7 protein-coding genes are annotated in these 12409 nt (G+C 73.5%); 4 read left to right on the top strand and 3 right to left on the bottom strand.

Going from position 1 to position 12409, the window contains the following annotated elements; all coding sequences use genetic code 11:
- The first annotated feature begins 61 nt into the window (after positions 1–61).
- Complete coding sequence (locus tag AC6CQV_RS00875) at positions 62–1183, top strand: threonine aldolase family protein (RefSeq protein ID WP_498260015.1); 1122 nt, start codon at positions 62–64, stop codon at positions 1181–1183.
- A gap of 42 nt (positions 1184–1225) precedes the next feature.
- On the opposite strand, the gene AC6CQV_RS00870 is transcribed toward AC6CQV_RS00875, so the two are convergent.
- The 3 genes from AC6CQV_RS00870 to AC6CQV_RS00860 all read right to left on the bottom strand — a co-directional run bounded on the left by AC6CQV_RS00870 (position 1226) and on the right by AC6CQV_RS00860 (position 4756).
- Positions 1226–3163 carry a M3 family metallopeptidase gene (locus tag AC6CQV_RS00870; protein WP_498260014.1) on the bottom strand — a complete coding sequence of 646 codons (1938 nt, stop codon included), beginning with the start codon at positions 3161–3163 and terminating at the stop codon, positions 1226–1228.
- Positions 3164–3225: 62 nt separating this feature from the next.
- Positions 3226–4038, bottom strand: a complete 813-nt coding sequence (locus AC6CQV_RS00865) for an AlbA family DNA-binding domain-containing protein (protein WP_232783938.1) — start codon at positions 4036–4038, stop codon at positions 3226–3228.
- Between the two features lie 55 nt (positions 4039–4093).
- Positions 4094–4756: an NUDIX hydrolase family protein gene (locus tag AC6CQV_RS00860; RefSeq protein WP_060958379.1), complete on the bottom strand. Its 663-nt coding sequence runs from the start codon at positions 4754–4756 to the stop codon at positions 4094–4096.
- Positions 4757–4873: 117 nt separating this feature from the next.
- Here AC6CQV_RS00860 and AC6CQV_RS00855 point away from each other — a divergent pair, with 117 nt between their 5' ends.
- The 3 genes from AC6CQV_RS00855 to AC6CQV_RS00845 all read left to right on the top strand — a co-directional run bounded on the left by AC6CQV_RS00855 (position 4874) and on the right by AC6CQV_RS00845 (position 12400).
- The gene (locus tag AC6CQV_RS00855) at positions 4874–5554 is read left to right on the top strand and encodes an alpha/beta hydrolase (RefSeq protein WP_498260013.1); all 681 of its coding nucleotides are present in this window, start codon (positions 4874–4876) and stop codon (positions 5552–5554) included.
- A gap of 231 nt (positions 5555–5785) precedes the next feature.
- Positions 5786–7381 carry an ABC-F family ATP-binding cassette domain-containing protein gene (locus AC6CQV_RS00850; RefSeq protein WP_498260012.1) on the top strand — a complete coding sequence of 532 codons (1596 nt, stop codon included), beginning with the start codon at positions 5786–5788 and terminating at the stop codon, positions 7379–7381.
- A 216-nt stretch (positions 7382–7597) separates the two neighbouring features.
- A complete protein-coding gene (locus AC6CQV_RS00845; RefSeq protein WP_498260011.1) occupies positions 7598–12400 on the top strand; it encodes an Lhr family ATP-dependent helicase in 4803 nt (1600 codons plus the stop codon).
- The last annotated feature ends 9 nt before the right edge of the window (positions 12401–12409 follow it).

Here is a 12409-nt window from a genome sequence, read left to right as displayed (position 1 = left end):
GGGCGGCGGGCCGCGGTCTGCGACGCCGCGGACTCGCGCCCCCGAACTAGATTGGATACCCGTGACCACTCTGCATGACACGACCGCCCGCGGCTTCGCCAGCGACAACTACTCCGGCGTCCACCCCGAGATCCTCGAGGCGATCGCCGCCGCGAACCACGGCCACCAGATCGCCTACGGCGAAGACGCCTACACGATCCGTCTGCAGGAGGTCTTCCGCCGCCACTTCGGCGAATCCGCCGAGGCGTTCCCCGTCTTCAACGGCACCGGGGCCAACGTGGTGGGCCTGCAGTCCATGCTCCCCCGCTGGGGCGCCGTGATCGCGGCATCCACCGCACACATCAACGTCGACGAGGGCGGCGCGCCCGAGCGGGTGGCCGGGATCAAGATCCTGAACGTCCCCACCCGCGACGGCAAGCTCACCCCCGAGCTCGTCGACCGCGAGGCCTGGGGGTGGGGCGACGAGCACCGCGCCCAGCCGCTGGTGGTCTCCATCACCCAGTCGACCGAGCTCGGCACGCTCTACACCCCCGACGAGATCCGCGCCCTCGCCGACCACGCCCACGCCCACGGCATGCGCCTGCACCTCGACGGCGCCCGGATCTCCAACGCCGCCGCCGCCCTCGACGTCCCGCTGCGCGCCTTCACGACCGACGCCGGCGTGGACGTGCTGAGCTTCGGCGGCACGAAGAACGGCGCGCTCGGCGGCGAGGCGGTCGTCGTCCTGAACCCGGATGCCGCGGAGGGCCTGCTCTTCCTGCGCAAGCTCAACATGCAGCTCGCCTCGAAGATGCGCTTCATCTCCGCGCAGCTGCTCGCGCTGCTGGAGGGCGACCTGTACCTGCGCAACGCCCGGCACGCCAACGCGATGGCCCAGCGCCTGCGCGCCGGCGTCGAGGCGGGCATCGCGGACGGGTCGATCACCGGGGTGGGCTTCAGCCAGCCGACGCAGGCCAACGGGGTCTTCGCGACCCTGCCCAACGGCATCGCCGATGCGCTGCGCGAGAGCTTCCGCTTCTACGACTGGGGCCCCGCCGGCGGAGGCTCGACGGAGCGCGACGGCGATCCGTCGAGTGCCGGTGGGGAGGATGCCGCGAAGAACGAGGTCCGCTGGATGTGCTCGTTCGACACGTCGGAGGACGACGTCGACGCGTTCGTCGCGGAGCTCGCGCGCCTCACCTGATCCCGGCGCGGCCGGGCTCTCACCGCCGCATCCGCGGAGCGGTCACGCCCCGGCGAGCCACTCCCGGTACGCATCGAACGCGTACGGGCGCCCGAGGAAGGCCTCGACGAGCGCGGTCGCGTCGCGGCGTCCCCCGGGCTCGAGGATCTCGCGCCGATAGCGGGTCGCGGCCTCGGCATCCATCAGATCGCCCCCGAACCCCGAGAGCAGGTCGCGGGCGATCACGAGGCTCCACTGGTACGTGTAGTAGCAGGCGCCGTATCCCGTCAGATGGCCGAAACCGGCGTACGGATGCCGGCCCCGCAGCGGCTGGACGGGACTCGTCGAGGCGTACCAGTGCTCCGTCGCGGCCTGCAGATCGGCCGGTCGATCGACGTGCAGGTGGTACGACACGTTGGCGTGACCGAGCTGGCGCCGCACCTCCAGCGCACGGCCGAAGCCGTCGGCGACGCGCATCTTGGCGACCAGATCGGCCGGAATGGGCTGCCCGTGGGCGTCGGCGGTGAAAGAGGCGAGGACCTCGGCATCCCAGGCCCATTCCTCGAGGAGCTGGCTGGGTGCCTCGACGAAGTCCCACTCGGTCGCGACGCCGGAGAAGCGGACGAAACGCTGATCGCCGCCGAGGATGTCGTGCACGAGGTGGCCGAACTCGTGGAAGAAGGTGACGACCTCGTCGTGCGTCATCAGCCCGCGCGAGAAGTTGCACAGCAGCACGGCCTCGGGGAGCACCCGTCCGGTCACCCCCGGGGCGAGCGGGAAGCACGCGGCGTGGTTGTACTTGCCGTCGCGCGGATGCAGGTCGAGGTGGATGCGGCCGAGCCGCGCCCCGGCACGCACGACGTCGTAGGAGCGGACGTCGGGGTGCCAGGTGGGCACGTCGACCGGCACGTACTCGACGTCGAGCAGCCGCGACGTGGTCGCCAGGACGCCCGGCAGCACGCGGTCGAACGAGAAGTACGAGCGCACGAGCTGCGCATCGACGTCGTGCCGCTCGCGGCGCAGGGCACTCAGCAGGTAGAAGAAGTCGGCGATGGTCACCTCGGTGGCGGCGGGGTCGTCGCGCTGGAGCCGCGCGAGGAGCACGGGATACTCCGCCGCGGCGGCCGCCGCCGAGGCCTCGTCGAGGCGCGCGAGGAACTCCGCGATGGCCGCGCTGCCGCCGTCCGGGCGACCGGCGCCGATCATCCGCGTCTCGGTCTCGAAGTCCGCCCAGTCGCCATACCCGAGCAGCTGCGCCCGCTCCGCCCGCACGGCGAGCAGCTCCGCGAGGACGGCGTCGTTCTCGGGCCAGGCGAGGTCGTTGTAGGCCTCGACGAGCGCGGTGCGCGTGGCCCGGTCCGTCGCGTATTCCCGTACGGGCATGAGGTCGGTGTACTCGGTGGTGAGCACGACGAGGCCGTCGTCGCCGACGGGGTGGTCGTCGATGAAGTCCTGCGGCAGGCCGGCGAGCCCCGCGGGCGGCACCCGGATCTCGCGCCGTCCGTCGCGCACGTTGCGCGAGAACTCCAGGCTGAGCTGCGTGTCGCGGTCGGTGAGCTCCCGCACGCGCTCCCGCTCCGCGTCGGGAAGGGCGACGCCGCCGCGCCGGAAGTCGCGTCGCAGGTGGTCGAGCAGCCGGCGCTGATCGGCGTCGAGACCGTCGTCCGGCAGGTCCGCGAACGCGGCGAAGAGGCGGTCGTCGAGCAGTCGCGCGGCCGACAGGGCCTCCAGCGCCTGCACCTGCTCCTCCGCGGCGGCGCGCACCGCGGCATCCGGATGCGCCTCGCTGAGCAGATACGCCTCGCTCGTGGCCTGCCGCAGGGCGAGGTCGGCGTCGTTCCACAGCTCCAGGCGTGTCGCGGCGTCGAGGTCGTCGTCCGCCGCGGCGAGGCGTGCGTCGAGGTCGGCGACGAGGGCGACGGCGGCGGCCGGGCGGGCGGACGCGAAGGCGCTCCAGCCCGGGGCGTCGGTCGGGAAGGCGAGGGGCTCGATCGCGGTCATGCTCCGAGCCTACGACGGCGCGCCGTTGGCGCACCGAGGGCTCGACGGCTACGACGGTCGGTTCAGCGGCGCCCGAACAGGGTGTCGGCCACGGTCGGGCGGAAATGCCGGGCGACGTAGGTGAGCGCCTCGTCCACACCGAAGGCGCGCGTCGAGTTGCCGACCCGCACCCAGAGCTCCTTCGCGGCGCCCTGGGTCACGAAGACGGGCTCGGCGGCGCGCGGACACCGCACGGCGCAGACCGTGCGCCCCTCGACCTCGGCGAAGCGGATGCGGGGCATGGCGGCGGCGTTCTTGCCGAGGCTCGCCGCCAGCATGTCGCGCAACCACAGCTCGAAGCGGTCGGCGTCGGGGGTGCGCAGCGTCGCGAAGTCGCGGTCGAGGCCGTGGACGCGGCCGTCGTCGTCGACGCCGATCACGAGGGTGCCGCCGGCACTGTTCAGGAACGCGGCGACGGTCTTGGCCACGACCTGTTCCATGCGGGCGTCCTTCTTGTCGTCACGGACGTTCCAGCGCGCCGTCTCCTTGAACTCGACCTGCTCGCTCTCGCCCTTCTCGAGCAGCGCGGCGACGTCGATGGCACCGTCGCGGCGCACGATCGCGGCGATGCCGGCGACGACGAAGGACAGTCCCAGGCTCGTTCCCGCGGCCAGCAGCAGCGACGTCGGCATCCACAGTCGCAGCCCGAAGAAGAACCAGCCCGCGAGGAACAGCCCCAGGCTCACCCCGAGCAGGGAGACGATCGTCATGACCGACAGCGGCAGGGAGAGGCGGGCGCCGAAGATGCGGCGGAGCACCCACGCGATGACGAAGGAGAGCAGCAGCGCGAGCGGGAGGGCGCCGGCGAAGTCGACCAGCATCTCGCTGCGGGGCACGGTGATCACCTCTGAATCGGGGCGGGGGCGGGGTGAGGGTGAGACGGGCGGTGCGTCAGCGCAGAGCGCCGACGCTCGCCAGCGCCAGACGGATGAGGGTCGAGCGGCCGCCCTCCATCTCGGCCGCCAACGACTCCGACGACGCCTCTTCCGGGGTCATCCAGGTGACCTCCAGCGCGTCCTGACGCGGCTCGCAGGTGCCCGTCACGGGGATGACGAAGGCGAGGGAGACCGCATGCTGGCGATCGTCGTGGAAGGCGCTGACGCCCGGCAGCGGGAAGTACTCCGCCACCGTGAACGGCACGGGCTGCGGCGGAAGCTGCGGGAACGCCATGGGGCCGAGGTCGTTCTCGAGGTGGCGGAACAGGGCGTCGCGCACCGTCTCGCCGTAGCGGACGCGCCCCGAGACGATCGAGCGGGTGATCTCCCCCAGCGGCGTCGCGCGCAGCAGCACGCCCACCTGCGTGACCGCACCGACGCCGTCGGTGCGCACCGGAACGGCCTCCACGTACAGGATCGGCAGTCGCCGACGCGCCTCGGCCAGCTCGATGTCGGTCAGCCACCCCGGGTTGGCGGCGCTGCCCGGCGTGGGCGAGCCGAACGAGCCGTCGCCCATCGGGTGGCCCGGACGCCCGCCGCCGAAGCCGCGGAGCGGATCGCGGGGGGTCCCGTCGTCGTCGCGTTCGTTCGGATCGGGGTCGGGGGTTCGAACGGCCATGCCTCATGTATACCCGCACCTCCGGTCGCCCCGTGTCCGCGACGCCCGTCGACGCCGGCGGTCGGGTGCCCCCGCGAGCACGGCCGCGGTGTCGGCGGAGGCTGAGAGGATGTCGGTATGAGCGCGATCGCGATCGACGACGACGCCGTCCTGTGGTCGGCGCCCGCCGCCGAGCGCGCGGGCCGACCGCTGCTGCTGCTCCTGCACGGGTACGGCTCCGACGAGCGCGACCTGTTCGGCCTGGTCCCGTTCCTGCCCGCTGCGTATGTGTTCGCGGCCGTGCGCGCACCGCTGTCTCCGCCGTTTCCCGCGCCGGGCTGGTCCTGGTACCCCATCGAAGGTCTCGACGGCCGCTCGAGCGGGGCGGTGACCGACGCCGCCGAGGCGCTGATCGCGTGGGTGGAGGCGGCGACGGATGCCGAGACCATCGGCATCCTCGGCTTCTCGCAGGGTGCGGCCGTCGCCCTGCAAGCCCTCCGGCTGCGGCCCGAGCGGTTCGCGTTCGCCGTCAATCTCGCGGGATACGTCGACCCGTCGCCGCTGCCCGCCGACGCACGGCTGGCCGAGCGGCGCCCCCCGGTCTTCTGGGGACGCGGCGCCCGCGATGAGGTGATCCCGCCCGCCGCCGTCGCCCACACCGTCCAGTGGCTCCCCGAGCACGTCGAGCTCAGCGGTCGGGTCTACGCGGGACTCACCCACAGCGTGTCGCAGGAGGAGCTCGACGACGTCCGCGTGTTCCTGCAGAAGCGCCTCGACGACGTCGCCGCCGGCCGCCCTGGCGAGGGCGCCGCGGGCTGAGGTAGGCTGTCCGGGTTCCTGTCCCGAGTGTGAGGAAGACCGTTGAAGGGTTTCGACGCCGCGCTGTGATCCCGCGCTGAGCCGTCGACCCTCCGTCCCTCCTCGGACACCGGGTTCTCCGACGCGTCGGCGCATCCTTCCGCGCCGGCCGTCGACCCTCCCGTCGTCCCGGGAACGGTGTCGTGCGCGCCTGCGCCCCGACATCGTTCACGACATCGACAGGAGGCTCCCATGCCCCACCCCTCACCCGCGGTCGTCCTCGACCGCCTCACCTTCGCCTGGCCCGACGGCACGATCGCCGTGGACGACGTCTCCGGCGCGTTCGGCACCGGCCGCACCGGGCTCATCGGGCGAAACGGCACCGGCAAGTCCACCCTGCTCGCACTCATCGCGGGACGGCTCGTCCCGGCATCCGGCGCCGTCGTCCGCACCGGCGCCGTCGAGATGCTGGCCCAGCGGCTCGACCCCCGGACGCGCGTCGCGGACGTGCTCGGCGTGGCCGGCGCCCTCGACGCCGTCCGCGCGATCGGCGCCGGCGACGTCGATCAGCGTCACTTCGACACGGTCGGCGACGACTGGGATGTCGAGGCGCGCGCCGTGGCCGCCCTCGCCGAGGCCGGCCTGCCGCCCGACGCGCTGGATCGTCGCGTGGGAGAGCTCTCCGGCGGCGAGGCGATGCTCGCGGCGATCGTCGGCATCCGACTGCGCGGCGCCCCGATCGCCCTGCTCGACGAGCCCACCAACAACCTCGACCGCGACGCCCGCGCCCGCGTCCACGAGCTGGTGCGGGGCTGGCGCGGGACACTCATCGTGGTCAGCCACGACACCGCGCTGCTGGATCTCATGGACGACACGGCGGAGCTCTACGACAGCGAGCTGACGACGTTCGGTGGACCCTACTCGCACTGGCGCGATGCGCACGAGGCGGAGCAGGCGGCGGCGCGGGAGGCCGAGGCGGCGGCGCGTCAGCACGTGCGGCGCGAGAAGCGCGACCGCATCCATCAGGAACAGGTGCTCGCGACGCGGGCCGCGGTCGGCAGGAAGGCGTCGATGGACAAGCGCGCGCCGAAGATCGTCATGGGTGGGAAGAAGCGTGCCGCCCAGGTCTCGGCCGGCCGCCTCCGCGTGGAGGCGCGGGGGAAGGAGGAGGAGGCCCGCGCCGCGCTCGACGTCGCGGAACGTCGCGTCCGCGACGACGAGTCCGTGCACATCGACCTGCCCGACCCGCGGGTGGCCGCCGGCCGCCGCATCGCGACGATCCGCGATGCGGAGCGGTCGTGGACGGTGCAGGGGCCGGAGCGGGTGGCCCTGGTCGGTCCGAACGGCGCCGGCAAGACGACGCTGCTGGAGCGCCTCGTCGGCGACGGTCGTGGCACCCCGACCGATGTGGATGCCGTGGCCCACACCGACCGGATCGGCTACCTCTCGCAGCGCGTCGACGGCCTGGACGACGAGGCGTCGCCGCTGGTGAACCTGCGGCGCGCGGCGCCCGGGGTCGGCGACGTCGAGCTGCGCAACCGCCTCGCACGGTTCCTCCTGCGCGGCGACACGGTGCTGCGGCCCGTGTCGGCGCTGTCGGGCGGCGAACGGTTCCGGCTGGCGCTGGCCTGCCTGGTGATGGCCGACCCGCCGCCCCAGCTGCTGGTGCTCGACGAACCGACGAACAACCTCGACCTCGACACCGTCGATCAGCTCGTCGCGGCACTGGCAGCGTTCCGCGGCGCCGTGCTGGTCGTCAGCCACGACGACGGCTTCCTGCGCCGCATCGAGCCCGACCTCGTCCTCGAACTGCGCGACGGCCGGCTCGCCGAGTCTGTGGTGGGCTGAGCGGGTGAGCTGGGGCCGCCCGGGTGGCACGGCTGGTCGGGCCGGCCCGGCCGACCGGCCGAGCCGGCCCGGCCGTCCGTATTCAGTCTCCCCGGGTGCCGCAGCGGCGCCGGACCGCATGATTCCGGGCCCGCCACCGCCCGATGACGCCGCGGAGACTGAATACGGAACACGCGCCGCACCCCGCGTGTCGGCGGTCCGCGGGATGATGGATCGATGGCCGATGTGCTGGAGCGGTTCGGTCCTGCGACCCAGGACTGGTTCCGTGGCGCCTTCGCCCAGCCGACGACCGCGCAGACCGGGGCATGGGAGGCGATCTCGGCCGGCAAGCACGCCCTCGTGGTCGCCCCCACCGGCTCGGGCAAGACCCTGTCGGCGTTCCTGTGGGCCATCGACCGGGTGTTCCGGGAGAAGGCCACTGCCCCGGCCGACGGCGCGGTCCCCGTCGACGCCGCGCCCGCCGGGGCGGCCAGAAAGAGGCCGCCGAAGAAGGATGCCGCGGGCACGCGCATCCTCTACATCTCGCCGCTGAAGGCCCTCGGCGTCGATGTGGAGCGCAATCTCCGCTCGCCGCTGGTGGGCATCGGCCAGGCCGCGCGCCGTCTCGGCATCCCGTTGCCGGAGGTGACCGTCGGCGTGCGCTCGGGCGACACACCCGCCGCCGACCGCCGCAAGCTCGTCACCGACCCGCCCGACATCCTCATCACGACACCCGAGTCGCTCTATCTGATGCTCACCTCCCAGGCGGCCGAGACCCTGCGCGACGTGCACACCGTGATCGTCGACGAGGTGCACGCCGTCGCGGCCACCAAGCGGGGCGCCCACCTGGCGGTGAGCCTCGAACGGCTCGACGCCCTGCGCCGCGGCGACGATCCGGATCGTCCTGCCGCGCAGCGGGTGGGACTGTCGGCGACGGTGCGCCCGATCGACGAGGTGGCGCGCTTCCTGGGCGGCTCCGTCCCGGTCGAGATCGTCGCTCCGCGCGCCACGAAGGCGTTCGATCTGCGCGTCGTCGTGCCGATGTCGGACATGCTCAACCCCCCGCCCCCGCCGGAGCACCGCCCGGATGCCGCCGCCGAGGGCGAGACGGCGGATGCCGAGGGTGACGGCGACTGGTTCGCGCCGTCGCCGCCCACGGAGATCACCGGATCGGTGTGGCCCCATGTGGAGGAGGCGATCGTCGACCGGGTGCTCGCGCACCGCTCGACGATCGTGTTCGCGAACTCGCGGCGGCTCGCGGAACGACTGACCGGGCGCCTCAACGAGATCTACGCGGAACGCCTCGGCCTCGAGCTGCCCGATGCGACGGTCCCCGCTCAAACGATGGCGCAGGCGGGCGCGAGCGCCGGCGCCCCTCCGGAGCTCGCGAAGGCCCACCACGGCTCGGTGTCGAAGGAGCAGCGCGCGCAGGTCGAAGACGAGCTGAAGCGCGGCATCCTGCGCTGCGTGGTCGCGACGAGCTCGCTCGAGCTCGGCATCGACATGGGCGAGGTCGACCTCGTCATCCAGGTGGAGGCACCGCCGTCGGCGGCGTCCGGACTGCAGCGCGTCGGCCGCGCCGGACACCAGGTGGGCGAGGTGAGCCGCGCCGCGCTGTTCCCGAAGCACCGCGGCGACGTCCTCCACACCGCGGTGGTCACCGAGCGGATGCTGGCGGGGCAGATCGAGGCCATCGCCGTGCCGCAGAACCCGCTCGACATCCTCGCCCAGCAGACGATCGCGGCCTGCGCCGTCGGCGTGGTCGACGTCGAGGGCTGGTTCGAGACCGTGCGCCGCTCGGCACCGTTTCGGACCCTCCCGCGCTCGGCGTACGAGGCGACACTCGACCTGCTCGCGGGCAAGTACCCCTCCGACGAGTTCGCGGAGCTGCGCCCGCGCGTCGTCTGGGACCGCGATCACGGCACCCTGACGGCGCGCCCCGGTGCGCAACGCGTCGCCGTGACGAGCGGTGGCACCATCCCCGACCGGGGCCTGTTCGGGGTGTTCGTCGCCGGCGAGACCCGCAACGCACGCGTCGGCGAGCTCGACGAGGAGATGGTCTACGAGTCGCGGGTGGGCGACGTGTTCACCCTCGGCACCACGAGCTGGCGGATCGTCGAGATCACCCATGATCGCGTCAACGTGCTGCCCGCGTTCGGCCAGCCGGGCAAGCTGCCGTTCTGGCACGGCGACGGCCTCGGACGGCCCGCCGAGCTGGGCGAGGCGCTGGGGCGTTTCTCCCGCGAGGTCGCCGCCGCGGGCTCCGAGAAGGCCACCGCGCGTCTTCGCGACTCGGGGCTCGACGACAACGCCATCGGCAACCTGCTGGCCTATCTCGACGAGCAGAAGGAGGCGACGGGCAGCCTCCCCACCGACCGCACCCTGACGGTCGAGCGTTCCCGCGACGAGGTCGGCGACTGGCGCATCATCCTGCATTCCCCGTACGGCATGCACGTCCACGCGCCCTGGGCTCTCGCCGTCAACGCGCGCATCCGCGAGCGGCTCGGCGTGGAGGGGTCGGCGGTCGCGAGCGACGACGGCATCATCGCGCGCGTGCCGGATGCCGAGAGCGAGCCGCCGGGAGCCGACCTGTTCGTCTTCGAACCCGACGAGCTGGAACGGCTCGTGACCGACGAGGTGGGCGGCTCGGCGCTGTTCGCCTCGCGCTTCCGCGAGTGCGCCGCCCGCGCCCTGCTGCTGCCCCGCCTCAACCCCAACAAGCGCTCGCCACTGTGGCAGCAGCGGCAGAAGTCCGCGCAGCTGCTGGAGGTCGCCAAGAACCACCCCACCTTCCCGATCATCCTGGAGACGCTGCGCGAGGTGCTCCAGGACGTCTATGACCTGCCCGCCCTGCTGCGCATCGCGCGGTCGATCGGCGACCGGCGCATCCGCCTCGTGGAGACCACGACCAGCCAGCCGTCGCCGTTCGCACGCGATCTGCTCTTCGGATATGTCGGCGCGTTCATGTACGAGGGCGACTCGCCGCTGGCCGAGCGCCGGGCCGCCGCGCTCTCGGTGGATCCCGCACTGCTCGGCGAACTGCTCGGCAAGGTCGAGATGCGGGAGCTCCTCGACCCCGCCGTGATCGCGCAGTTCGAGCGCGAGGCGCAGCGGCTCGATCCGTCGCGCCGCGTGCGCGGCGTGGAAGGGGTGGCCGACCTGCTGCGCCTGCTCGGGCCCCTGGATGCCGCGGAGGTCGCGGCCCGCCTCGAGGCCCCCGACGTCACGCCGGCCCCCGCCGGGGACGAGACGGATCCGGCCGCGGACGCTGCTGCGACGGCCGCGGATCCGGCTGCGGCACAGGCCGTGGCGGCGTCCCTGCTCGGGGAGCTGATCGACGCGCGTCGCGCGATCCGCGTCACGGTCGGCGGCGTCGAGCGCGTCGCCGCCATCGAGGATGCGGGCCGGCTCCGCGACGCTCTCGGAGCGGCGCTTCCCGTCGGCATCCCCCTCGCCTTCCTCGAGCCCGTCGCCGACCCGCTCGCCGACCTCGTCGCCCGCCACGCCCGCACCCATGGCCCGTTCCGGACGGCGGACGTCGCCACGCGCCTCGGCGTCGGCACGGCGGTCGCACGGCAGACGCTGCAACGCCTGGAGTCGCAGGGGCGCGTGTCGGCGGGCTTCTTCCTGCCCGACGCCGCCACCACCGACGGACGCACCCCCGTGGACGACCTGGAGTGGTGCGACAGCGAGGTGCTGAGGCGCCTGCGGCTGCGGTCCTTGGCGGCCATCCGCGGCACGGTCGAGCCCGTCGCCCCGGAGTCGTACGCACGGTTCCTGCCCGCCTGGCAGCACGTGGCCGGGTCGGCCGGCGGCCGTCCGATGGAGGGCGTCGACGGAGTGCTCGCCGCGATCGAGCAGCTCGCGGGCGTCCCCCTCCCGGCGAGCGCGTGGGAGTCGCTCGTGCTGCCCGCGCGGGTCAGCGACTACACGCCCGCGATGCTCGACGAGCTCACCTCGACGGGCGAGGTCGTCTGGTCGGGGCACGGCTCGCTGCCGGGGCGCGACGGGTGGATCGCGTTGCACCCGATCGACGCCGTGCCGCTCACCCTCGCCCTGCCCGACGACCCCGAGCCGCCCACGGAACTGGAGCAGCGGATCCTCGACGCGCTCGGCGCGGGCGGCGCCTTCTTCGCCGGCCAGCTCGCCGGTATGACGTCCGCCCTCAGCGAGCAGGCGGTCGTCGAGGCGCTGTGGAACCTGACCTGGACCGGACGGGTGACGAACGACACCTTCGCGCCGGTGCGCGGCCTGCTCGCCGGCGGATCGCAGGCGCATCGCACGACGCGGCGCACGCCGCGGGCGCGGATGTTCCGGGGCACCTCGATCGCAGCGACCGTCACGGCACCGCGGGCGGCACCCCCGCGCCCTCCCCTCGTGGGCGGCCGGTGGTCGCTGCTGCCGCAGCAGTCCGCCGACGCCGCGCTTCGCGCTGCGGCATCCGCGAGCCTGCTGCTGGAGCGCTACGGCGTGGTCACGCGCGGGGCGGTGCAGGCGGAGGGGGTGCCCGGCGGCTTCGCGCAGACCTACCGTGTGCTGGCGGGTTTCGAGGATGCGGGCCACTGCCGTCGCGGATACTTCATCGAGAAGCTCGGGGCGGCTCAGTTCGCGGCATCCGCCACCGTCGACCGCCTACGCGAGTACGCCGCGCTGCCCGATCCCGCGCCGCTGCGGGCGGTGACGCTCGCCGCGACCGATCCCGCCAACCCCTACGGCGCCGCGCTCGCGTGGCCGGCGCTGGAGGCGGTCGCGCACCGGCCGGGACGCAAGGCGGGAGGACTCGTGACGCTCGTCGACGGCGCCCTCGTGCTCTATCTCGAACGCGGCGGACGTTCTGCGCTCGTGTTCAGCGATGACGACGACGTGCTCGCCGCCGCTGCCGCCAGCCTCGTCGACACGGCGCGACGCCGGCACCTCGACACCCTGACCGTCGAGCAGGTGTCGGGCGCATTCGTCTACGGCACGCCCGCCGGACGGGCGCTGCAGACGGCGGGCTTCGTCGAGTCCAGCCGTGGGCTGACCCTGCGGCGGCAGCGGTGACCCGCGGGG

The organism is Microbacterium sp. EG9, assembly GCF_059759475.1.
This window is presented reverse-complemented; position numbering and strand designations above follow the sequence as displayed.

Bases quoted from the DNA above. Each gene is read 5' to 3' on its own strand.
- AC6CQV_RS00870 (WP_498260014.1), bottom strand. From the start codon at position 3,163: ATGACCGCGATCGAGCCCCTCGCCTTCCCGACCGACGCCCCGGGCTGG.
- AC6CQV_RS00860 (WP_060958379.1), bottom strand. From the start codon at position 4,756: ATGGCCGTTCGAACCCCCGACCCCGATCCGAACGAACGCGACGACGAC.
- AC6CQV_RS00855 (WP_498260013.1), top strand. From the start codon at position 4,874: ATGAGCGCGATCGCGATCGACGACGACGCCGTCCTGTGGTCGGCGCCC.
- AC6CQV_RS00850 (WP_498260012.1), top strand. From the start codon at position 5,786: ATGCCCCACCCCTCACCCGCGGTCGTCCTCGACCGCCTCACCTTCGCC.
- AC6CQV_RS00845 (WP_498260011.1), top strand. From the start codon at position 7,598: ATGGCCGATGTGCTGGAGCGGTTCGGTCCTGCGACCCAGGACTGGTTC.